Source organism: Cellulomonas iranensis NBRC 101100 = JCM 18110 (assembly GCF_001552375.1).
In the GTDB taxonomy this organism is placed as follows: Bacteria; Actinomycetota; Actinomycetes; order Actinomycetales; family Cellulomonadaceae; genus Cellulomonas; species Cellulomonas iranensis.
Map to the genome: position 1 here is coordinate 1 of NZ_BCRB01000068.1, position 21,225 is coordinate 21,225.

Sequence of the window (21,225 nt, forward strand, 5' to 3'; positions counted from 1 at the left end):
GGGCCCGCCGAGCCGGCCGGCCGGCCCGCTGCCGCCGTCGACGACGGTCCGGGCACGGCACCGGGCCGGGACGGTGCCGCGTGAGCGGCGTGCGGTCGCTGCCGGTCCCGGACGGCCTGGCCGGCGAGCGGGTCGACGCGGCCCTCGCGCGGCTGCTCGGGCTCTCGCGCACGCGCGCGGCGGACCTCGCGACGGACGGCGCCGTGCGGGTCGACGGCCGCGCGGTCGCCAAGTCGGACCGGCTGGTCGCGGGCACGTGGCTCGAGGTCGACCTCACCGAGCCCGCACCGGCGACGCCCGTGGTCGTGCCCGAGCCCGTGCCGGGCATGCGGATCGTGCACGACGACGACGACGTCGTGGTCGTCGACAAGCCCGTCGGCGTGGCCGCGCACCCGTCGCCGGGGTGGACGGGGCCGACGGTGGTCGGGGCGCTCGCGGCGGCCGGCTACCGGATCTCGACGTCCGGCTCGGCCGAGCGCCAGGGGATCGTGCACCGCCTCGACGCGGGCACGTCGGGCCTCATGGTCGTGGCGAAGAGCGAGCACGCGTACACGGTGCTCAAGCGCGCGTTCAAGGAGCGCACGGTCGAGAAGGTGTACCACGCGCTCGCGCAGGGCCACCCGTCGCCGACGACCGGCACGATCGACGCACCGATCGGCCGGCACCCGTCGTCGGACTGGAAGTTCGCGGTCGTCGCGGACGGCAAGCCGTCGGTGACGCACTACGAGGTGCTCGAGATGCTGCCAGGCGCGTCGCTCGTCGAGGTGCACCTCGAGACCGGGCGCACGCACCAGATCCGCGTGCACTTCGCGGCGCTGCGGCACAGCCTCGTGGGCGACCTCACGTACGGCGCGGACCCGGCGCTCGCGGCGCGCGTGGGCGTGCGGCGGCAGTGGCTGCACGCCGTCCGTCTGGGGTTCGAGCACCCGGGCACGGGGCAGTGGCTCGAGACGCGCAGCGAGTACCCCGACGACCTCGCGGCGGCGCTCGAGGCGTTGCGGGGCGCCTACTCCTGATCGGCACCCCTCGCCCGGCGGGCCGCGTCGGGGGCGTCGGTGGGGCGACGTAGGATCGCACGCATGGCTGCTGGAGGATCCCCGGACCCGTCCTTCGTCCACCTCCACGTGCACAGCGAGTACTCGATGCTCGACGGTGCCGCCCGCATCGGCGAGATGCTCGACGAGGCCGCGCGCCTCGGGCAGCAGGCGATGGCGATCACCGACCACGGGTACCTGTTCGGGGCGTTCGAGTTCTGGCAGAAGGCCACCGACCGGGGCGTGAAGCCGATCATCGGGGTCGAGGCGTACGTCACGCCGGGCACGAGCCGGTTCGACCAGAACCGCGTGCGGTGGGGCGAGGCGCACCAGGCCGCCGACGACGTGTCGGCGCGCGGCGCGTACACGCACATGACGCTGCTGAGCCGCACCACCGCGGGCATGCACAACCTGTTCCGGATGGGGTCGCTCGCGTCCGTCGAGGGGCAGATGGGCAAGTGGCCCCGCATGGACCGCGAACTGCTGTCGCGCTACGCCGACGGCCTGATCGCGACCACGGGCTGCCCGTCGGGCGAGGTGCAGACGCGGCTGCGCCTGGGTCACTGGGACGAGGCCGTGCGCGCGGCGGGCGAGCTGCAGGACATCTTCGGCAAGGAGTTCTTCTACGTCGAGGTCATGGACCACGGGCTCGACATCGAGAAGCGCGTCATCAAGGACCTGCTGCGCGTCGCCGAGGCCATCGGGGCGCCGCTGGTCGCGACGAACGACCTGCACTACACGCGCGAGGAGGACGCCCACGCGCACGAGGTGCTGCTCGCCGTCCAGTCCGGGTCGACGCTCGACGAGCCGACCAGCGACAACGGCGGGTCGCGGTTCGCGTTCGGCGGCACGGGCTACTACGTGAAGTCCGCGGCCGAGATGCGCCGCACGTGGGCCGAGCTGCCCGAGGCGTGCGACAACACGCTGCTCATCGCCGAGCAGTGCGACGTGTCGTTCAACACCGGCGCGAACTACATGCCGCGGTTCCCCGTGCCCGCGGGGGAGAACGAGGACTCCTGGTTCGTCAAGGAGGTCCAGAACGGTCTGCTGCGGCGCTACTCCGGCTCGATCCCGGACGCGGTGCAGAAGCAGGCCGACTACGAGGTCGGCGTCATCACGCAGCTCGGGTTCTCGGGCTACTTCCTCGTGGTCGCGGACTTCATCAACTGGGCCAAGGCGCAGGGCATCCGCGTCGGGCCGGGCCGTGGCTCGGCCGCCGGCTCGATGGCGTCGTACGCGATGGGCATCACCGAGCTCGACCCGCTCGAGCACGGCCTGATCTTCGAGCGCTTCCTCAACCCCGAGCGCGTGTCCTGGCCCGACGTCGACGTCGACTTCGACGAGCGTCGGCGCGGCGAGGTCATCCGGTACGTCACCGAGAAGTACGGCGACGACCGGGTCTGCCAGATCGTCACCTACGGCACCATCAAGGCCAAGCAGGCGCTCAAGGACGCGTCGCGCGTGCTGGGCTTCCCGTTCGCGATGGGGGAGAAGCTCACCAAGGCGATGCCGCCGCCCGTCATGGGCAAGGACATCCCGCTGTCCGGCATGTACGACCCCGAGCACCCGCGGTACGCCGAGGCGGACGAGTTCCGCCAGGTCGTCGCGGCGGACCCCGAGGCGCAGCGCGTGCTCGAGACCGCGCGCGGCCTGGAGAACCTCAAGCGGCAGTGGGGCGTGCACGCGGCCGGCGTCATCATGTCGAGCGAGCCGCTGCTCGACATCATCCCGATCATGAAGCGCCCGCAGGACGGCGCGATCATCACGCAGTTCGACCAGCCGGCGTCCGAGGCGCTCGGGCTGATCAAGATGGACTTCCTGGGCCTGCGCAACCTCACGATCCTCGACGACGCGCTCGAGAACATCGTGATGAACGGCAAGGAGCCCATCGCGATCGAGGAGGTCCCCCTCGACGACCGCGCGACGTACGAGCTCCTGGGCCGCGGCGACACCCTGGGCGTGTTCCAGCTCGACGGCGGGCCGATGCGGTCGCTGCTGCGGCAGATGCGCCCCGACAACTTCGAGGACGTGTCGGCCGTCATCGCGCTGTACCGCCCCGGCCCGATGGGCATGAACTCGCACGTGAACTACGCGCTGCGCAAGAACGGGCTGCAGGAGATCGAGCCGATCCACCCCGAGCTCGTCGAGCCGCTCGAGGACGTGGTGGGCGTCACCCACGGCCTGATCGTCTACCAGGAGCAGGTGCAGCGCGCCGCGCAGAAGCTCGCCGGGTACTCGCTCGGCCAGGCCGACCTGCTGCGCCGCGCGATGGGCAAGAAGAAGAAGGAGGTCCTCGACAAGGAGTTCGTGCCCTTCCAGGCGGGCATGCGCGAGCGGGGCTACTCCGACGCGGCGATCCAGGCGGTGTGGGACGTGCTCGTCCCGTTCGCCGGGTACGCGTTCAACAAGGCGCACTCCGCGGCGTACGGCGTCGTGTCGTACTGGACGGCCTACCTCAAGGCGAACTACCCGACCGAGTACATGGCGGGCCTGCTCACGTCGGTGCGCGACGACAAGGACAAGTCGGCGCTGTACCTCGGCGAGTGCCGCCACATGGGCATCACGGTCCTGCCGCCCGACGTCAACTCGTCGTCGGCGAACTTCACGGCCGTCGGCGCCGACATCCGCTTCGGCCTCACCGCGGTCCGCAACGTCGGCGCCAACGTGGTCGACGCGATCGTCGCGGCGCGCGAGGAGAAGGGCGCGTTCACGTCGTTCACGGACTTCCTCGACAAGGTGCCGGCCGTCGTGTGCAACAAGCGGACGATCGAGTCGCTCATCAAGGCGGGCGCCTTCGACTCGCTCGGGCACGCGCGGCGTTCGCTGCTGCTGATCCACGAGCAGGCGGTCGACGCCGTCATCGACGTCAAGCGCAAGGAGGCGACGGGCCAGTTCGACCTGTTCGCCGAGCTGGGCGGCGACGAGGAGACCGGCAGCGGCATCGCCGTGACGATCCCCGACCTGCCCGACTGGGACAAGAAGCAGCGGCTCGCGTTCGAGCGCGAGATGCTCGGCCTCTACGTGTCCGACCACCCGCTGTCGGGTCTCGAGCACGTGCTGTCCGCACAGGCCGACGTCTCGATCGCGACGCTCAACGCCGACGAGGCGCGCCCCGACGGGTCGACCGTCGTGGTGGCGGGGCTCGTCACGAGCCTGCAGCGCAAGATGTCCAAGCAGGGCAACCCGTGGGCCGCCGTGACGCTCGAGGACATGGAGGGCTCCGTCGAGATCATGTTCTTCGGCGAGACCTACCTCGCCTACTCGACCGTGCTCGCCGAGGACGCGGTGCTCGTGATCCGCGGGCGCGTGCGACGGCGCGACGACCAGATGCAGCTGCAGGCGATGGAGGTGACGATCCCCGACACGTCGGCTGTCGCCGACGCGCCCGTCGTGGTGTCGCTCGCCGAGTCGCGCTGCACGCCGCCCGTCGTCGAGCGGCTGCGGGAGGTGCTGTCGACGCACCCCGGCGTGACCGAGGTGCACCTGCGGCTCACGAGCCCCGGCCGCGCGGTCGTCATGCGGCTCGGCGACGGGTTCCGCGTCGAGCGCTCGCCGTCGCTGTACGGCGACCTCAAGGCGCTGCTCGGGCCGAGCTGCCTCGCGACGCCGGGGCAGGCGACGGTGGGGCTGGCCTCCTAGCGCGCGCGGGTCCGTGGCCGGTGCGCCGCCGCGGACCTGGCGCCCGCGGACCTCGCACCGCGCCCGCGGCGGAGGGCGCCGTCGGTCGGTGCGCCGCGCTCAGTCCTCGTCGTCGAGCTCGACGACCGCCTGCAGCGGACCGCCCGGCAGGTCGACCTCGACGACGTCCCCGACCTGCAGCTGCCGGCCGCGGCGCGTCTCCGGCTCGCCGTTGACGGTCACGGCGTCGTCGTCGAGCAGCGCGCGGGCCTGCCCGCCGGTCTCGGCGAGCCCGACGAGCTTGAGGAACTGGCCGAGGCGGATGGGGTCGTCGCGCGTGCTCACGCGCCCAGTCTGGCAGGACACGGCGCACGTGCGACGACGGGCCGTGCGGGTCGCGGCCCCGGGGGCGGCACCCGGGCGCGAGGTGTGTCGCGGACGGACGGGAGCACGCGCGCCTCGCGGCCTAGAATCCGAGACGTGATCTCCCGCATCGACCTGCGCGGTCGGACCCTGTCGCGTCGTGAGCTGCTCGACGAGCTGCCCCGGGCCGAGCTCGACGTCGAGCACGCCGCGGCGGCCGTCGCGCCGATCCTCGAGCAGGTGCGCGCGCACGGCGCGGCCGCGCTGCGCGACCTGTCCGAGCGCTTCGACGGCGTGCGGCCGGTGCACGTGCGCGTGCCGGCCGAGGTCGTCGCGGCCGCGGTGGACGCGCTCGACCCGCGCGTGCGCGCGGCGCTCGAGGAGACGATCGTGCGGGTGCGTCGCGTGCACGCCGCGCAGCGACCCGCCGACTTCACGGTCGAGGTGGCCCCCGGAGCGCAGGTGCGCCAGCGGTGGCTGCCCGTGCGGCGCGTCGGGCTGTACGTGCCCGGCGGGCTCGCGGTGTACCCGTCGTCGGTGGTCATGAACGTCGTGGCGGCGCAGGAGGCGGGCGTCGAGTCGCTCGCGGTCGTGTCGCCGCCCCAGAAGGACCGCGACGGGCTGCCCGACCCGGTCGTGCTCGCGACGTGCGCGCTGCTCGGCGTCGACGAGGTCTACGCGGTCGGCGGCGCGCAGGCCGTCGCGATGCTCGCCTACGGCGCCGCCGGCTCGGAGGACGTCGACGGCGAGACGCTCTGCGAGCCGGTCGACGTCATCACCGGGCCCGGCAACGTCTACGTCGCGGCGGCCAAGCGCCTCGTGCGCGGTCTCGTCGGGATCGACGCCGAGGCCGGGCCGACCGAGATCGCGGTCCTCGCGGACGGCACGGCCGACGCCGTGCACGTCGCGGCCGACCTCGTGTCGCAGGCCGAGCACGACCCGCTCGCCGCGGCCGTGCTCGTCACGCCGTCGGTCGAGCTCGCGGGCGCGGTCGAGGCCAAGCTCGTCGACCGCGTCGAGGACACGGTGAACCGCGAGCGGGTCGCCACCGCGCTGCGCGGCTCGCAGTCGGCGATCGTGCTCGTCGACGACCTCGAGGCCGGGCTGGCCGTCGTCAACGCGTACGGCGCCGAGCACCTCGAGATCCAGACGGTCGACGCGGCCGCGTGGGCGGAGCGGGTCACGAGCGCCGGTGCGATCTTCGTCGGCCCCTGGTCGCCCGTGTCGCTCGGCGACTACATGGCCGGGTCCAACCACGTGCTGCCCACGGGCGGCTGCGCGCACTTCGCGAGCGGCCTGGGCGTGCACTCGTTCCTGCGTGCCGTCCAGGTGATCGAGTACGACGCCGACGCGCTCGCGGTCGTGGCCGACCGGGTCGTCGCGCTCGCGGACGCCGAGGGCCTGCCCGCGCACGGCGAGGCGGTCCGCGCGCGGTTCTGACGCGCGTCGGGCGTGCCGCTCGACGGTCGGACGGCCCGGCCGTCCGACGCAGCGCCCGGGTCAGCCGACGCCGAGCACGAACGGCAGCACCTGCTGCGCGCCCGCGCGCCGCAGCAGGCGGCCCGCGACCGTGAGCGTCCACCCGGTGTCGGTGCGGTCGTCGACGAGCAGCACGCGTCGCCCCGCGACCGCGGCGGCCACGTCGGGCGGCAGGTCGAGGTGCCGCAGCACGTCCGCGAGCCGCTGGGCCGAGTTCACGTCGTGCCGCGACGGCGTGCCCGTCGGCACGAGCGCGCCGACGATCGGCACGCCCAGCAGCCGCGCCGTGCCAGCGGCGAGGTGCTCGACGAGCGCGCCCCGGCTCTCGGACGCCACCGCGACGACCACGTCGACCTGCGGCGCCCACGCGTCGAGCACCGTGCGCACCGGCGGGCGCAGGTTCGCGGGCAGCTCGGCCGGGACCTGCTCGCGCAGCGCCTCGCGCAGCGGACCGCCCCACCCGAGCGCGTCCAGGCGGCCGACCGCGCGCCCCTCCTCGACCTGCTCGTCGGCGGGGATGCGGCCCTTGAGGTCCAGGCCCAGCGACCCGAGGCCCGACGGCCACTGCCGCCGCGCCGTCACGGGCTCGCCCGGCACCGCGAGCAGCTCGCGCGCGTGCTCGACCGCCGACGTGTCCGGAACGGCGCCCACGCTCTCGCCGGTGCAGCGGTCGCACCGGTCGCAGCGCCAGCCGTCGGGCAGGTCCGGGTCGTCGAGCGCGGCCCGCAGGAACGCCATGCGGCAGCCCTCGGTCGCCTGGTAGTCGAGCATCGTGCGCTGCTCGGCGCGCCGTGCCGCCGTGACGCGCGCGTACCGCTCGCCGTCGTACGACCACGGCTGACCGGTCGACTCCCAGCCGCCCCGCACGCGCCGCACGGCGCCGTCGACGTCGAGCACCTTGAGCATGCCCTCGAGGCGGCTGCGCCGCAGGCTCACGAACGTCTCGAGGCCCGCGGTCGACAGCGTGCCGTGCGCGTCGAGCGCGACGAGCGTCGCGCGCACCTGGTCCTCGGGCGGGAACGCGGTCGAGGCGAACCACTCCCAGATCGCCTGGTCGTCGTGGCCCGGCAGCAGCACGACGTCCGCCCGCTGCGTCGCTCGGCCCGCACGGCCGACCTGCTGGTAGTACGCGATCGGCGACGACGGCGCGCCGACGTGCACGACGAAGCCGAGGTCGGGCTTGTCGTACCCCATGCCGAGCGCCGACGTCGCGACGAGCGCCTTGACCCGGTTGGCGAGCAGGTCGGCCTCGGCCTGCTCGCGCTCGGTCGGGTCGGTCTGCCCGGTGTACGCGCGCACGTCGAGCCCCGCGGCCCGCAGGTGCTCGGTGACCTGCTCGACCGCCGCGATCGTCAGGCAGTAGACGATGCCGGACCCCTGCAGCGCCGGGAGCGTCGCCGCGAGCCAGGCCAGGCGCGTCGCGACGTCGGGCAGCGTGGTCACCTGCAGGCGCAGGCTCGGGCGGTCGAGCGTGCCGCGCAGCACGAGCGCACCCGCGTCGTCGTCGCCGACCGCGAGCTGCTCGGCGACGTCGGCCGTCACGCGCGCGTTCGCGGTCGCGGTCGTCGCGAGCACCGGCACGCCGTGCGGCAGGTCGGCGAGGAGCGTGCGGATGCGGCGGTAGTCGGGGCGGAAGTCGTGTCCCCAGTCCGACACGCAGTGCGCCTCGTCGACCACCACGAGACCGGCGTCGGACGCGAGCCGCGGCAGCACCTCGTCGCGGAAGCTCGGGTTGTTGAGGCGCTCGGGGGAGACGAGCAGCACGTCGACCTCGCCCGCCGCGATGCGCGCGTGCACGTCGTCCCAGTCCTGCTGGTTCGCCGAGTTCAGCGTCTCGGCCGCGATGCCCGCGCGGCGCGCCGCCTCGACCTGGTTGCGCATGAGCGCGAGCAGCGGCGACACGATGATCGTCGCGCCGCGCGGCGGACCGGCCGCGCCGCGGCGCAGCAGCGCGGTCGCGACGAAGTAGACGGCCGACTTGCCCCACCCCGTGCGCTGCACGACGAGCACGCGACGCCGGTCGGCGACGAGCGCCTCGACGGCCTGCCACTGGTCCTCGTGCAGGCGCGCGTCGGGCCGCCCGACCAGCGCACGCAGCACGTCCTCGGCCTGCGCGCGCAGCGCGGTGCGGTCGACGGCGGCGGGGTCGGCGTGGGTCGGCATGACCGGCAGCGTACGTGCGTGCACCCACACCGCCCGCTGGGTGGGCGGGGCCGCGGGTGCGCCGCGCACGGTCCCTACACTCGGGGCGTGACCGTCTCGTCCGACCTCCCGCCCGACCCGTCGACCGTCCCCTCGACCGACCCGTCGACCGGCGGCGCGGCCGGCGCCCCCGGCGCGGTGCTGCCGCTGCGCCCCGAGCTCGCGGGCCTCGAGCCCTACGGCGCGCCGCAGCTCGACGTGCCCGTGCTGCTCAACGTCAACGAGAACCCGTACGCACCGTCGGAGCAGGTCGTCGCCGACGTCGCCGCGGCCGTCGCGCAGGCCGCGCGCGGGCTCAACCGGTACCCCGACCGCGACTTCGCGGACCTGCGGGCCGACCTCGCCGCGTACCTGCTCGCCGAGTCCGGCGTCGCGCTCACGCCGGCCCAGGTGTGGGCCGCCAACGGCTCCAACGAGATCATGCTGCACGTGCTGCAGGCGTTCGGCGGCCCGGGGCGCACGGCGCTGTCGTTCGCGCCGACGTACTCGATGTACCCCGAGTACGCGCGCGACACCTCGACCCGGTGGGTCGTGGGGCGACGCGCGGAGGACTTCACGCTCGACCCCGAGCACGCGCGCGCGACGATCGCCGAGCACGCCCCCAGCGTCGTGCTGCTGGCGAGCCCCAACAACCCCACGGGCACCGCGCTGCCCGCCGCCACCGTGCGCGCGGTCCTCGACGCGGCGGCGCGCGTGCCCGGCGGCTGCGTGGTCGTCGTCGACGAGGCGTACGGCGAGTTCCGGCGTGCCGGCACGCCGTCGGCGCTCGAGCTGCTGGCGGAGCACCCGCACCTCGCGGTGAGCCGCACGATGTCGAAGGCGTTCGGCCTCGCCGGCGCCCGCGTGGGCTACCTGGCGGCCGCGCCCGCGCTCGTCGACGCGCTGCGGGTCGTGCGCCTGCCGTACCACCTGTCGGCCGTGACGCAGGCCGTCGCGCGCGCCGCGCTCGCGCACGCGCCCGAGCTCATGGCGCAGGTCGGCTCGCTGCGCGACGAGCGCGACGCGCTCGTCGCGTGGCTGCGCGGCCGCGGGTTCGAGGCGGCCGACTCGGACGCCAACTTCGTGCTGTTCGGCCGGTTCGACGACCGCGACGCGGTCTGGCAGGGTCTGCTCGACCGGGGCGTGCTCGTGCGCGTCACGGGCCCCGAGGGGTGGCTGCGGGTGTCGGTCGGCACCCCGGCGGAGACGGCGGCGTTCACGGACGCCCTGGTGGAGGTGACGGGACGATGAGCGGGGAGCCCAGCGGGACGGGCCGTCGCACGGCGCGCGTCGAGCGCGGCACGAGCGAGTCGAGCGTCGTGGTCGAGCTCGACCTCGACGGCACGGGACGCACGCAGATCGACACGGGCGTGCCGTTCTACGACCACATGCTCACGGCGCTCGGCAAGCACTCGCTGATCGACCTCACCGTGCGCGCGCAGGGCGACACGCACATCGACGCGCACCACACGGTCGAGGACACCGCGATCGTGCTGGGGCAGGCGCTGCGCGAGGCGCTGGGCGACAAGCGCGGCATCGTGCGCTACGGCGACGCGACCGTGCCGCTCGACGAGGCGCTCGCGCACGCGGTCGTCGACGTCTCCGGCCGGCCGTACTTCGTGCACTCGGGCGAGCCCGAGGGGCAGCAGTACCACCTCATCGGCGGCCACTTCACGGGCTCGCTCACGGCGCACGTGCTCGAGTCGATCGCGCACCACGCGGCGTTCACGGTGCACGTGCGCGTGCTCGCGGGCCGCGACCCGCACCACATCGTCGAGGCGCAGTTCAAGGCGCTCGCGCGCGCGCTGCGCACCGCGGTCGCGCTCGACCCGCGGGTGGACGGCGTGCCGTCCACCAAGGGGGCCCTGTGAGCGGCACGGACGACCTCGACGGCGTCGAGGTCCCCGACGACCTGTCGTCCCTGACGGCCGAGCAGCCGCCGACCGTCGCCGTGGTCGTCACGCAGGTGGCGGTCGCCGACGCGCTCGCGGCGGCGTGCTCGCTCGCCAAGGTCGACGTCGACGCCGTGCCCTCGCCGATCGGCGCGCTCGCGGTGGTCCGCGACCCGGCGGCCGGCTCGGAGGCGGCCGGTGCCGTGTCGCGGCTGCTGCGGCAGGTGCCGGTGGTCCTGCTCGAGCGGCGCGAGGGCAAGATCGCCGCGTCGCAGTGGGTCGGCGGTGCGCGCGAGAAGGACCTGCCGGCAGGACTCGTGCTGTCCGGCGCGCCCCCGGTGCTCGAGGACCTGCTGCTCGGCGACGTGCCGGTGGGCGAGCTCGAGGGCGTCGTGACGTCGGTCGGGCTGTCGCGGTGGAAGGCCATGCGCATGCTGGCGGCGCACCGTCGCTGACGCGCCGGCGCGGCGCGTCGGCCCGACGTCCGCCCGACGGACGCCCGACGGGCGCCGACCGGGGCGCGGGTAGCCTGTCCGGGTGTCTCCTCGCGTCGTCGTCCTCGACTACGGTTTCGGCAACGTGCGCTCCGCCGTCCGGGCCCTCGCCCGCGTCGGCGCCGACGTCGAGCTGACCGCCGATAAGCAGGCCGCGCTCGAGGCCGACGGGCTCGTGGTCCCCGGCGTCGGCGCGTTCGCGGCCGTCATGGCCGGTCTGCGCGCCGTGGGCGGCGACCAGATCGTCGACCGCCGACTCGCGGGCGGACGTCCCGTGCTCGGCATCTGCGTCGGCATGCAGGTGATGTTCGGCGAGGGCGTCGAGCACGGCGTGCGCACCGACGGCCTGGGCGAGTGGCCCGGCGTCGTCGACCGCCTCGAGGCCGACGTCGTGCCCCACATGGGCTGGGCGACGGTCGACGCCCCCGCGGGCTCGGTGCTGTTCGACGGGCTCGCCGACGAGCGCTTCTACTTCGTGCACTCCTACGCGGCGCGCACCTTCCCGCTGCACGACGCGCCGGCCGCAGGCGAGCACCCGCTCCCGCCGCCGCTCGTCACGTGGTCCGACCACGGCGGGCGCTTCGTCGCCGCGGTCGAGAACGGGCCGTTGTCGGCCACCCAGTTCCACCCCGAGAAGTCCGGCGACGCCGGCGCGCAGCTGCTGTCCCACTGGGTCGGCTCGCTGCGCTGAGCACCGCCCGCACCCGCCTCCGGCGCGCGCGGACCCCACCCGGAGAGGACCCATGACACCCACGCGTGAGCCCCGGCTCGAGCTGCTGCCCGCCGTCGACGTCGCGAACGGCCAGGCCGTGCGCCTCGTGCAGGGCGAGGCCGGTTCGGAGACGTCGTACGGCGACCCGCTGTCCGCGGCGCTCGACTGGTACGCGGGCGGTGCCGAGTGGATCCACCTCGTCGACCTCGACGCCGCCTTCGGGCGCGGCACCAACGCGGTGCTGCTGGGCAAGGTCGCGGCCGAGCTCGCCGCCAAGGGGGTCAAGGTCGAGCTGTCGGGCGGGATCCGCGACGACGCGTCGCTCGAGCGTGCGCTGGCGACGGGTGCGACGCGCGTCAACCTGGGCACGGCCGCGCTCGAGGACCCCGAGTGGACCGCGCGGGTCATCGCGTCGCACGGCGACCAGATCGCCGTCGGTCTCGACGTGCGCGGCACGACGCTCGCGGCCCGCGGCTGGACGCAGGAGGGCGGCGACCTGTGGGAGGTGCTCGCGCGCCTCGACGACGCGGGCTGCGCGCGGTACGTCGTCACCGACGTCACCAAGGACGGCACGCTGCGCGGCCCGAACCTCGACCTGCTGCGCGAGGTGTGCGCGCGCACGTCGGCGCCGGTCGTGGCGTCGGGCGGCGTCTCGAGCCTCGAGGACGTCGCGGCGCTGCGCACGCTCGTGCCGGCGGGCGTCGAGGGCGCGATCGTCGGCAAGGCGCTGTACGCGGGTGCGTTCACGCTGCCGCAGGCGCTGGACGTCGCCGGGCGCCCGTGACCGGCCGCGCGCTGCCGCCGTCGTCACCGTTCGCGGGCGACGACGGCTCGGCCGACCCCGCGCTCACGGCGACGCTCGCACGGTACGCCGACGGCGGCGCCGAGCTCGCGGACGTCGTGGCCGCGCTCGCGCCGACGCGCGTGCTCGTGCCCGTGCTGGCCGAGCTCGAGGTCGAGGGCGTCGTCGAGCACGACGGCCACGCCCACACCGTCGACAAGGAGGCGTCGGCCGGCGTCGTCGCGCTGCGCACGCCCGACGGCCGCACGGCGCTGCCCGTCTTCACGGGCGTCGCGGCGATGACCCGCTGGCGCGCCGACGCGCGCCCGGTGCCGTCCGACGTCGCGCGCGCCGCGCTCTCGGCGGTCACCGAGGGCTGGGAGGTCATGGTCCTCGACGCGGGCGGACCGGTCACCGCGGTGCTGCCGCGCACGGCCGTCTACGCGCTCGCGCAGGGTCAGCCGTGGCGCCCGGCGGTGCGCGCGGGCCGGGTCGACGACGCCGTCCGCGCCGCGGTGCGCGACGCCGTGGCCGGCGTGCGCCTCGTCGCGGGCGCCGACGCGGTGCCCGGGACGCGCGCCGAGGTCGCCGTCGAGCTCGCGGTGCTGCCCGGTCTCGACCGCGCCGCGCTCGACCGCGTGCTCGGTCAGGTCAACGCGGCGCTCGCGCAGCACCCCGACGTCGCCGCGCGCGTCGACTCGCTCGAGCTGCGGGTCCGCACGGCCTGAGCGGCCTCGCCCGCGGCGGGTCGTCCCAGCGGACGCCGGCGGGTCGTCTCAGCGACGCCGCAGCGCCCACGCGAGCGCGAACGCGCACCCGACGACCGCGCCCACGAGCTGCCCGCCGAGGATCACGCGGTTGAGGTCGAGCGCCGGGTGCCAGTGCGCACCGTCGTCGTCGACGACGAACACGCCGACCGCCTTGACGTGCGTGCCGAACGCGCCCGCACCGGCGTCGCCGGTGCCGTACGGCCCGGCGCCGCGGTCGTCGTCGCGCCGTGGGCCGCGCACACCGCCGTCCCCGGTCGCGGTCGCCGTCCCCACGGCGCCCGTGACGCGCGCGACGGGCACGACGAGCGCACCGTCCCGCTCGTACGGCTCGCCGAACACGCGGCGGACCGTGAACGTGTCGTCGGCGGAGCGCGTCAGCGCGGCGGGGTCGAGGCGGTGGTCACCCATGTCGTGCGTCCTCTCGGTGGGGTCACCCGCACGCGGGTGCGGGTGCGAAGGCCGTCTCGTCGGCCAGCAGGTCGCGCAGCGTGCTCACGGGCACGAGGAAGCTCATGTCGTCGGCGTTCTTGGCGTACACCACGCCGATGACGCGTCCCTCGGCGTCGAGCGCCGCCGACCCGGACGACCCGGGCTCGACGGGCGCGTCGGTCACGAGCACCTCGCCCAGGTTCTCGTTGAGGGGGTCCGTGACCGCACCCACGACGCGGCCGTCGGTCACCGTCAGCTGCCGCCCCAGCGGGTAACCGACGACCGTCACGGGGTCGCCCACGGCCGGGTCCGCGTCGGCGAGCACGGGTGCGGCGGGCAGCGCGTCGACCGTCCGCACGACCGCGAGGTCCGCGAGGGCGGCCGTGCTCGCGGCCTCGGCGGTGACGTCCCGGCCGTCGTACGTGCTGAGCTCGAGCTCGGCGGAGTCCGCGACGACGTGCCGGTTCGTCACGAGCGTGTGCTCGTCCACCGCGAACCCCGACCCGGTCGACAGCGCCCCGCACCCGATGTTCCGGATGCGCACGGCCATGCGCTGCGCGGCGTCGAAGCCGTCGGGCGACAGCTGCGAACCGTCCGCGCTCGCGGACGGCGCGGGCGCGCTGCTCGGGACGACGCTGCCCGGCACGGGCGGCGCGGGCTGCGGCAGCGCCGCGCACCCGGCCAGCGCGAGCACGCCCACGAGCGTCGCCGCGCCCACGCGGCGGCTCACCGCGCGAGCTCCCGCTGCAGCGCCGCGTTCGCGTCGGTCGCCGCGCCGCACACGCGCTCGACGTCCGCGCGGAACCGCGCGAGGTCGTCCGCGTCGTAGCGCGACGTGTCGCCGAGGTACTCGATGAGGCGCTTCTGACCGTCGATGCAGTTCGTCAGCGCCGTCGCGACGTCGCCCGCCGCGCGCGAGACGCGCGTCTGGTAGTCGGCGAGCTGCTGCTGCGCGGCCGTCGTGTCGCCGAGCTGCGCCTTCTCGTCCGCGAGCTCGGTGATGCGGGTCTGCGCCGTCGCGAGCTGGCCGCGGGTCGCCTCGAGCTCGGACGACGTCGCCTCGAGGTCGGCCTGCGTCTGCGCGACCTGCGCACCGTGCTCGCGCGCGAGCGCCTCCCAGTCCGCCGCGGTGTCGCGCCACGAGTCGCTCGTGCGCCACAGGTACGTGCCGAGCACGCCCGCGCCGACCAGCGTGAGCACCAGCAGCACCGCGAGGACCGCGACCGCGGGGCGCCGGCGCCGCGCGGGCGGGGGAGCGTCCGTGGGTGCCGGCTGCGGGCTCGGCGCCGCGGCCGGCCAGCCGCCCGGCGGCACCGACGGCGGGACGGCAGGGGGCTGGGGTCCGGGGGAGGGGACGGGTCCGCTCGGGCCGCTCATCGCCCCAGGATAGGCGTGCGACGTGTGACGTCGGGCGCAGTCGCGCCGCGCGTGACGGGTGCGCTCCGGACGGGACGGGACGAGCCGGACAGGTCGCTGCGGTGCGCCCGGGACGGGCGGACCGGGGCACGGTGCGCGGCGTGTGACGATACGGACTCGTGATCTCCTCGTACCGCGACGTGCTGCGCCTGCCCGGCGTGCTGCGGCTGTTCCTCGTCTCGCTCGTCGCGCGCGTGCCGCACGCGACGACCGGCGTCGTGCTGACGCTGCACGTCGTCACGGCGCTCGACGAGGGGTACGCGCGTGCGGGCGTCGTCGCCGCGGCGATGACCGTGGGCCTCGCGATCGGCGCGCCGTGGCGCGGTCGCCTCGTCGACCGGGTGGGGCTGCGCCGTGCCGTCCTGCCGTCGGTGGTGGTCGAGTCGGGCGTCTGGCTCGCGGCGCCCCACCTCGCGTACGTGCCGCTGATCGCCGCGGCGTTCGTCGCGGGCGTCTTCCTCGTGCCCGTCTTCTCCGTGACGCGGCAGTCGCTCGCGGTGCTCGTGCCGCCCGCGCACCAGAAGGCGGCCTACGCGCTCGACTCGGTCTTCACCGAGCTCACGTTCATGCTCGGCCCCGTCCTCGGCGTGCTGCTCGTGACGCAGGGGTCGAGCGCGCTCGCGCTCACGGTGGTCGGGTCGGCGACCGTCGCCGCGGGCCTGCTGCTGCTGTGGGCGAACCCCCCGACGCGCACGGCCGGCGTCGAGCACGCGCCGCTGCCGCCCGGCACGCGCGTGCTGTCCGCGCACCTGCTGGTCGTGCTGCTCGCGGCCGCCGCCGCGTCGTTCGTGCTGATGGGCACCGACGTGTCGCTCGTCGCGGCGCTCAACGACGCCGGGCGCGCCACGGACGTCGGCTGGATGATCGCGCTGTGGGCCGGCGGGTCGGCCGTCGGCGGCCTGCTGCACGGCGCGAGCCCGCGGCAGCCGTCACCGCTGCTGCTCGTCGCGGTGCTCGCCGCCGCGACGCTCCCGGCCGCGTTCGTGCAGGGCCCGGTCGCTCTCGCGGTGGCCGTGTTCGTCGCGGGCCTGCCATGCGCGCCCGCGCTGTCGTCCATCAACGCGACGCTCGTGCGGCTGGTCCCCGAGCAGCGCCGCGGCGAGGTCATGGGGTGGAGCGGGACCATGCAGACCGTCGGCAACGCGCTCGGCGCGCCGCTGTGCGGGTGGGTCATCGACCACGTGGGCGCGGGCGGCGGCTTCCTCACGGCGGCCGTCGTGGGCGGCGGCGTCGCGGGCCTCGGGCTCGTCGTGGTCGCGGTGCGCCGTCGCAGGCCCGCCCTCCTGGCGCCGGCGGGCGCGGCGGGCGACGTGCCGGCCGTGCCGTCGTCGCCGGCCGTCGTCACGTCGCCCGCCGCCGAGACGCCCGCCGAGGTCGTCGTCGACGACCCGGTCGGTGCGCGCGACGGCGCGGCCGGTGCGGCCCCTCGGGGGCACACGCCGACCGCGCCGTGACGCTCAGCGCGTGCTGAGGATCTCCGCGACGAACCGCGCGGAGCGCTCGCGCAGACCCGCGACGCGCCGCTCGACGATCAGCTCGCGCATCGCCTCGGCGTCGGACCCGGCCTCGGTGCGGGTCGGTGGCCGCCGCACGTTGCGCGAGCACGTGAAGTCCGTGCAGATCAGCGTGCCGATCGTGTTGCCGCGCCGCCCCGACGCACCGCCGCGCCGCGCGACGTACAGCGTGACGTCGTCCGTCACGACGACGTCCTCGCACCACGCGCACACGGCACGGCGGCGGGCACGGGACGCGTCGGACGCGCGCAGCAGCACGCCGGTGGGCGCACCGTCGAGCTCGAGCACGACGTACGCGGACAGGGGCGCGCGGCGGTCGCGCCACCCCAGGTAGTCGAGGCGGTCCCAGTCGAGGGTCGTCAGGTCGGGGAGGGTCGCGTCGGCGGCCTCGCGGCGCGAGGCGTTGACGAGGGCGGAGCGCAGCTGCTTCTCGGTCAGGGGGAGCATGGGTTCTCGGTCTTCCGTGCGGCGGGGGACCGTCGTCCCACCACGGTGCGCCGCGACCGGGGACGGGCGCGGGCGGGCCGGGGGACGACGGCAGGGCGGGCGGGGCCGCCACCGGCCGTCACGGGGACCGCGGGTGCGGTCGGCGCGTCGTCGGCACCCGTCGAGGGTGCGCGAGGACGGCGCGCCAGCGTGCGGGACGGTGCCCGGGCGCTCAGGAGACGGCGGTGCGGCGACGGGGGACGCCCGAGCAGGCCTGCACGGCCACCTCGCTCCCCGCGGTCACGCACCGCATGCTCGCTCCTCCGGTCGGTCGACGGCGCGCACGGGCCGCGCGCCTCGTCGAGGGTACGCCCGTGGTCGGCGTCCCGTCGCCCCGATTGCCGCGGGCGGTCGCGAGAGCGGTCAGGAGACCGGGCCGGTGAACGCCTCGCCGGGCCCCTCGCCCGGCGCGTCCGGGAACGGCGACGCCTCCCGGAACGCGAGCTGCAGCGAGCGCAGGCCGTCGCGCAGCGAGCGCGCGTGCTGGTTGCCGATGTCGGGCGCCGACGCGGTGACGAGCGCCGCGAGGGCCGTGATGAGCTTGCGCGCCTCGTCGAGGTCGCGGTGCCGCGCACCGGCGCCGTCCGCGTCGTCCTCGGCGAGCCCGCACTTGACGGCGGCCGCGCTCATGAGGTGGACGGCGGCGGTCGTGATGACCTCCACGGCGGCGACGTCGGCGATGTCGCGCACCGCCTCGGCGGTCGGGTCCGGCGCGTCGTGGGCGGGCGAGTCGCTCATGCCCCGATCCTCTCACCGGTGCGGTGCCCGCCCGCACCCGGCGGGCAGCTGCGGTGGACGCACGACGGCCCGCACCCGGTGGGGTGCGGGCCGTCGTCGGGCTGCGTCGGGACGCGGGCGTCAGGCGACGGGCGTGCTGGCCGTCCCGGGCTCGCCCGCCTCGACCGGCGCGCCGGCGGCGACGAGCGCGGCCCGCAGCGCGGCGCCGAGCCCGGCGTCGACGTTCGTCCAGTACTGCACGGCGCGCGCGCGGATCTCGTCGCTGCGCACGGCGCCGACGTGGCCCGTGATCGTCTCGAGGAACCGCTCGCGCGCGGCGTCGTCGAACACGTCGCGGTAGAGGGTGCCGGCCTGGCCCCAGTCGTCGTCCTGCGGGTGCAGGGTCGCGGCGGCGCGGACCATCTCGCCGTCCGACTCCCAGCCGCCGGTCTCGGCCGCGCGCGCCGGGTCTGCGGCGGGGCCGCCGAGCGAGTTCGGCGCGTAGACCGGGCGGTCGGCGGGCGGGAACGCGTAGCGCGCGGCGCCGTCCTTCGAGTACGAGTGCACCTCGGCGTGGGGCGCGTTCACCGGCAGCTGCGCGTGGTTGGTGCCGACGCGGTACCGGTGCGCGTCGGCGTAGGAGAAGATCCGCGCGAGCAGCATCTTGTCGGGGCTCGGGCCGATGCCGGGCACGAAGTTGCTGGGCGCGAACGTCGCCTGCTCGATCTGCGCGAAGTGGTTCTCGGGGTTCCGGTTGAGCTCCATGACGCCGACGTCGATGAGCGGGTAGTCGGCGTGCGGCCACACCTTGGTGAGGTCGAACGGGTTGAACCGGTAGGTCTTCGCGTCCTCGTACGGCATGACCTGCACGCGCAGCGTCCAGCGCGGGAAGTCGCCGTCGGCGATGTGCTCGAACAGGTCGCGGATGTGGTGGTCGGCGTCGGACCCCGCGAGCTGCGCGGCCTCGTCGGCCGTGAGGTTGTCGATGCCCTGCTGGGTCTGGAAGTGGTACTTGACCCAGAACCGCTCGCCGGCCGCGTTGACCCACTGGTAGGTGTGCGAGCCGAAGCCGTCCATCGTGCGCCACGACCGCGGCAGGCCCCGGTCACCCATGAGCCAGGTGACCTGGTGCGCCGACTCGGGCGACAGCGACCAGAAGTCCCACTGCATGTCGTTGTCGCGCAGGTTCGAGCCCGGCAGGCGCTTCTGCGACCGGATGAAGTCGGGGAACTTGATGCCGTCGCGCAGGAAGAACACGGGCGTGTTGTTGCCGACGAGGTCGTAGTTGCCCTCGGTCGTGTAGAACTTCAGCGCGAAGCCGCGCGGGTCGCGCCACGTGTCGGGGGAGCCGTGCTCGCCGGCGACCGACGAGAAGCGCGCGAGCATCTCGGTCGTGGCACCCGGCTGGAACAGGGCCGCGCGCGTGTACGCCGACACGTCGTGCGTCACCGTGAACGTGCCGAAGGCGCCGCCGCCCTTGGCGTGGACGACGCGCTCGGGCACGCGCTCGCGGTTGAACTGCGCGAGCTTCTCGACCAGGTAGTGGTCGTGCAGGACGATCGGGCCGTCGGCGCCGACGGCGAGCGAGTGCGCGTCGGACGCGACGGGCGCACCGGAGTTCGTGGTGGTGGGCGGGACGTGGGGCACGGGGGCTCCTCCTTCGTCGGGACGGGCGCGGACGCCCGCGGGTGCCGGCAGGGACGGCACCGGGTGGGTCAGCCGGCGGACCGGCAGGCGGGGCACAGGCCCCAGAACGTGACCTCGGCCGTGTCGACCGTGAAGCCCGACGTCGAGCTCGGGGCCAGGCACGGTGCGTGCCCGACGACGCAGTCGACGTCGTCGACGGTGCCGCACGTGCGGCACACGACGTGGTGGTGGTTGTCGCCCGTGCGGCGCTCGTAGCGCGCGGGGTGCCCCGCGGGCTCGATGCGGCGCAGCATCCCGACGCCGGCGAGGGCGTGCAGCACGTCGTAGACGGCCTGCACCGACACGGTCGGCAGGGTCGTGCGGACGCGCTGCAGCACCTCGTCGGCGTCGAGGTGCGCGTGCGCCTCGAGCGCGTCGAGCACGGCGAGCCGGGGAGCGGTCACCCGCAGCCCGTGCTGCCGCAGCAGGTCGGTGTCGGTCACGGTCCCACCCGATCATGGTTTCTGGAATCGTTCAAGTCTGACGACTGTCCAGGTCGCCCGTGCGAGGCGGCGGGTGCCGCGGGGTGAGGGCGGGGTGCCGAGGAGGGGTGCGGAGGGGTCGGGGGGGTCGCGCTCGAGCTCTGGTATGGTTGTCGGGACTGTTCCGCGCTACCGCGCGCCCTCGTCCCCGCACGGCACCTCGTCGACCGGCCCCGGCCGGACGGCCCAGGACCTCCGTGCCGGTGTCGGGGACCCGCGGCGGCACGGATGCACAAGTGGAGTCACGTCCCACCTGGGTCCCGCCCGTCCGGCTCGTCCGGCGACAGGGACCGGGTCCCAGTCGCCGGTCGTCGGGCTCGCCCGCCGACCGCACGGTGGTCGCCCGCGAGGGAGGCCGCCGCGACCGGACATGGCCTCCTCCTGTGCCCAGGACGGGGGCCTTCCTCGTTCCTGGGGTCCATCACGACTCACCCGAGGAGCACCACATCAGCGAGCCCCGCATCAACGATCGGATCCGCGTCTCCGAGGTCCGACTCGTCGGCCCCCAGGGGGAGCAGGTCGGCATCGTGCGCCTGGAGGACGCGCTGCGCCTTGCCCAGGACGCGGACCTCGACCTGGTCGAGGTCGCGCCGACCGCCCGTCCGCCCGTGTGCAAGATCATGGACTACGGGAAGTTCAAGTACGAGGCCGACATGAAGGCCCGTGAGGCGCGTCGGAACCAGACGAACACGATCCTCAAGGAGATCCGTTTCCGTCTGAAGATCGACCCGCACGACTACGGGACCAAGAAGGGTCACGTCGAGCGCTTCCTCGCGGCCGGCGACAAGGTCAAGGTCATGATCATGTTCCGCGGCCGCGAGCAGTCGCGCCCGGAGATGGGCGTGCGCCTGCTGCAGCGGCTCGCCGCCGACGTCGCCGAGCTCGGCTTCATCGAGAGCATGCCCAAGCAGGACGGGCGCAACATGATCATGGTGCTCGGCCCGACCAAGAAGAAGGCCGACCAGCAGAAGGAGCGCCGCGCCGCGCAGTCGCGCGACGAGCGCCCGCGTCGCGAGGCGTCCGACGAGACCGTCGACGACACGCTCGAGACCGTCGACGAGACGATCGAGGTCGAGGAGACGCCCGCCGCCGAGCAGGCGCCCGTCGAGACGGCGCCCGCGCCCGCGGCTGCTCCGGCCGCCGCCGAGCCGGCGCCCGCGTCGCGCCCGGC

Annotated in this window: 20 protein-coding genes; 11 read left to right on the forward strand and 9 right to left on the reverse strand. The window is 75.1% G+C overall.

All coding sequences use genetic code 11. The features are described 5' to 3' along the window. Nucleotides 1–80: 80 nt before the first annotated feature. Both CS2_RS13415 and dnaE read left to right on the forward strand, forming a co-directional pair. Nucleotides 81–1,016, forward strand: a complete 936-nt coding sequence (locus tag CS2_RS13415; RefSeq protein ID WP_070320368.1) for an RluA family pseudouridine synthase — start codon at nucleotides 81–83, stop codon at nucleotides 1,014–1,016. Nucleotides 1,017–1,079: 63 nt separating this feature from the next. Next, nucleotides 1,080–4,673 (forward strand): DNA polymerase III subunit alpha, encoded by a 3,594-nt coding sequence (dnaE, locus tag CS2_RS13420; protein WP_046528191.1) that lies wholly within the window; start codon nucleotides 1,080–1,082, stop codon nucleotides 4,671–4,673. Between the two features lie 99 nt (nucleotides 4,674–4,772). Here dnaE and CS2_RS13425 read toward each other — a convergent pair whose 3' ends face one another. Further along, nucleotides 4,773–4,997, reverse strand: coding sequence for an RNA-binding S4 domain-containing protein (locus CS2_RS13425; RefSeq protein WP_169798653.1), 225 nt, complete (start codon nucleotides 4,995–4,997; stop codon nucleotides 4,773–4,775). A gap of 135 nt (nucleotides 4,998–5,132) precedes the next feature. Here CS2_RS13425 and hisD point away from each other — a divergent pair, with 135 nt between their 5' ends. Then, entirely contained in the window at nucleotides 5,133–6,455 is a 1,323-nt protein-coding gene (hisD, locus tag CS2_RS13430; RefSeq protein ID WP_070320370.1) for a histidinol dehydrogenase, read from the forward strand. A gap of 60 nt (nucleotides 6,456–6,515) precedes the next feature. Here the strand turns inward: hisD and CS2_RS13435 are convergent, their stop codons facing one another. Then, nucleotides 6,516–8,657, reverse strand: a complete 2,142-nt coding sequence (locus tag CS2_RS13435) for a RecQ family ATP-dependent DNA helicase (RefSeq protein WP_070320381.1) — start codon at nucleotides 8,655–8,657, stop codon at nucleotides 6,516–6,518. Between the two features lie 177 nt (nucleotides 8,658–8,834). On the opposite strand from CS2_RS13435, the gene CS2_RS13440 reads away from it, so the two are divergent. From CS2_RS13440 to CS2_RS13465, 6 genes are all read left to right on the forward strand, one after another. Further along, entirely contained in the window at nucleotides 8,835–9,926 is a 1,092-nt protein-coding gene (locus CS2_RS13440; protein ID WP_046530473.1) for a histidinol-phosphate transaminase, read from the forward strand. After that, entirely contained in the window at nucleotides 9,923–10,546 is a 624-nt protein-coding gene (gene hisB, locus CS2_RS13445) for an imidazoleglycerol-phosphate dehydratase HisB (protein ID WP_070320371.1), read from the forward strand. The genes CS2_RS13440 and hisB overlap by 4 nt, the downstream gene beginning before the upstream one ends. Next, complete coding sequence (locus CS2_RS13450) at nucleotides 10,543–11,022, forward strand: hypothetical protein (RefSeq protein WP_070320372.1); 480 nt, start codon at nucleotides 10,543–10,545, stop codon at nucleotides 11,020–11,022. The genes hisB and CS2_RS13450 overlap by 4 nt, the downstream gene beginning before the upstream one ends. Nucleotides 11,023–11,104: 82 nt before the next feature. Beyond that, nucleotides 11,105–11,752, forward strand: a complete 648-nt coding sequence (gene hisH / locus CS2_RS13455) for an imidazole glycerol phosphate synthase subunit HisH (RefSeq protein ID WP_070320373.1) — start codon at nucleotides 11,105–11,107, stop codon at nucleotides 11,750–11,752. Between the two features lie 52 nt (nucleotides 11,753–11,804). Further along, nucleotides 11,805–12,557 (forward strand): bifunctional 1-(5-phosphoribosyl)-5-((5-phosphoribosylamino)methylideneamino)imidazole-4-carboxamide isomerase/phosphoribosylanthranilate isomerase PriA, encoded by a 753-nt coding sequence (gene priA / locus CS2_RS13460; RefSeq protein ID WP_070320374.1) that lies wholly within the window; start codon nucleotides 11,805–11,807, stop codon nucleotides 12,555–12,557. Beyond that, complete coding sequence (locus tag CS2_RS13465) at nucleotides 12,554–13,282, forward strand: SseB family protein (RefSeq protein WP_070320375.1); 729 nt, start codon at nucleotides 12,554–12,556, stop codon at nucleotides 13,280–13,282. The genes priA and CS2_RS13465 overlap by 4 nt, the downstream gene beginning before the upstream one ends. 48 nt (nucleotides 13,283–13,330) lie before the next feature. On the opposite strand, the gene CS2_RS13470 is transcribed toward CS2_RS13465, so the two are convergent. The 3 genes from CS2_RS13470 to CS2_RS13480 are packed head-to-tail and all read right to left on the reverse strand — an operon-like array spanning nucleotide 13,331 to nucleotide 15,130. Then, on the reverse strand, nucleotides 13,331–13,732 hold the full coding sequence (locus CS2_RS13470) for a hypothetical protein (RefSeq protein WP_070320376.1): 402 nt from the start codon (nucleotides 13,730–13,732) through the stop codon (nucleotides 13,331–13,333). Between the two features lie 22 nt (nucleotides 13,733–13,754). Beyond that, on the reverse strand, nucleotides 13,755–14,483 hold the full coding sequence (locus CS2_RS13475; protein ID WP_070320377.1) for a S1C family serine protease: 729 nt from the start codon (nucleotides 14,481–14,483) through the stop codon (nucleotides 13,755–13,757). Further along, nucleotides 14,480–15,130, reverse strand: coding sequence for a hypothetical protein (locus CS2_RS13480; protein WP_070320378.1), 651 nt, complete (start codon nucleotides 15,128–15,130; stop codon nucleotides 14,480–14,482). Before CS2_RS13480 ends, CS2_RS13475 begins: the two co-directional genes overlap by 4 nt. Nucleotides 15,131–15,288: 158 nt before the next feature. Between CS2_RS13480 and CS2_RS13485 the strand changes: the two genes are divergently transcribed. Next, nucleotides 15,289–16,623 carry an MFS transporter gene (locus CS2_RS13485; protein ID WP_070320379.1) on the forward strand — a complete coding sequence of 445 codons (1,335 nt, stop codon included), beginning with the start codon at nucleotides 15,289–15,291 and terminating at the stop codon, nucleotides 16,621–16,623. 3 nt (nucleotides 16,624–16,626) lie between these two features. Here the strand turns inward: CS2_RS13485 and CS2_RS13490 are convergent, their stop codons facing one another. The 4 genes from CS2_RS13490 to CS2_RS13505 all read right to left on the reverse strand — a co-directional run bounded on the left by CS2_RS13490 (nucleotide 16,627) and on the right by CS2_RS13505 (nucleotide 20,015). Next, entirely contained in the window at nucleotides 16,627–17,130 is a 504-nt protein-coding gene (locus CS2_RS13490) for an FBP domain-containing protein (protein ID WP_046528204.1), read from the reverse strand. A 402-nt stretch (nucleotides 17,131–17,532) separates the two neighbouring features. Next, complete coding sequence (locus CS2_RS13495) at nucleotides 17,533–17,907, reverse strand: DUF1844 domain-containing protein (RefSeq protein ID WP_062102499.1); 375 nt, start codon at nucleotides 17,905–17,907, stop codon at nucleotides 17,533–17,535. A 120-nt stretch (nucleotides 17,908–18,027) separates the two neighbouring features. Further along, nucleotides 18,028–19,533, reverse strand: a complete 1,506-nt coding sequence (locus CS2_RS13500; RefSeq protein WP_070320380.1) for a catalase — start codon at nucleotides 19,531–19,533, stop codon at nucleotides 18,028–18,030. Nucleotides 19,534–19,601: 68 nt separating this feature from the next. Further along, nucleotides 19,602–20,015 carry a Fur family transcriptional regulator gene (locus tag CS2_RS13505; RefSeq protein ID WP_046528207.1) on the reverse strand — a complete coding sequence of 138 codons (414 nt, stop codon included), beginning with the start codon at nucleotides 20,013–20,015 and terminating at the stop codon, nucleotides 19,602–19,604. A 422-nt stretch (nucleotides 20,016–20,437) separates the two neighbouring features. On the opposite strand from CS2_RS13505, the gene infC reads away from it, so the two are divergent. Continuing rightward, nucleotides 20,438–21,225, forward strand: a 788-nt coding sequence (infC, locus tag CS2_RS13510) for a translation initiation factor IF-3 (RefSeq protein WP_156442137.1), incomplete at its 3' end; no start/stop codon positions are given.

What these genes read in the sequence shown, in the direction of transcription:
- dnaE (WP_046528191.1), top strand. Translation starts at nt 1,080, where the DNA reads ATGGCTGCTGGAGGATCCCCGGACCCGTCCTTCGTCCACCTCCACGTG.
- CS2_RS13435 (WP_070320381.1), bottom strand. Translation starts at nt 8,657, where the DNA reads ATGCCGACCCACGCCGACCCCGCCGCCGTCGACCGCACCGCGCTGCGC.
- hisB (WP_070320371.1), top strand. Translation starts at nt 9,923, where the DNA reads ATGAGCGGGGAGCCCAGCGGGACGGGCCGTCGCACGGCGCGCGTCGAG.
- priA (WP_070320374.1), top strand. Translation starts at nt 11,805, where the DNA reads ATGACACCCACGCGTGAGCCCCGGCTCGAGCTGCTGCCCGCCGTCGAC.
- CS2_RS13470 (WP_070320376.1), bottom strand. Translation starts at nt 13,732, where the DNA reads ATGGGTGACCACCGCCTCGACCCCGCCGCGCTGACGCGCTCCGCCGAC.
- CS2_RS13480 (WP_070320378.1), bottom strand. Translation starts at nt 15,130, where the DNA reads ATGAGCGGCCCGAGCGGACCCGTCCCCTCCCCCGGACCCCAGCCCCCT.
- CS2_RS13490 (WP_046528204.1), bottom strand. Translation starts at nt 17,130, where the DNA reads ATGCTCCCCCTGACCGAGAAGCAGCTGCGCTCCGCCCTCGTCAACGCC.
- CS2_RS13495 (WP_062102499.1), bottom strand. Translation starts at nt 17,907, where the DNA reads ATGAGCGACTCGCCCGCCCACGACGCGCCGGACCCGACCGCCGAGGCG.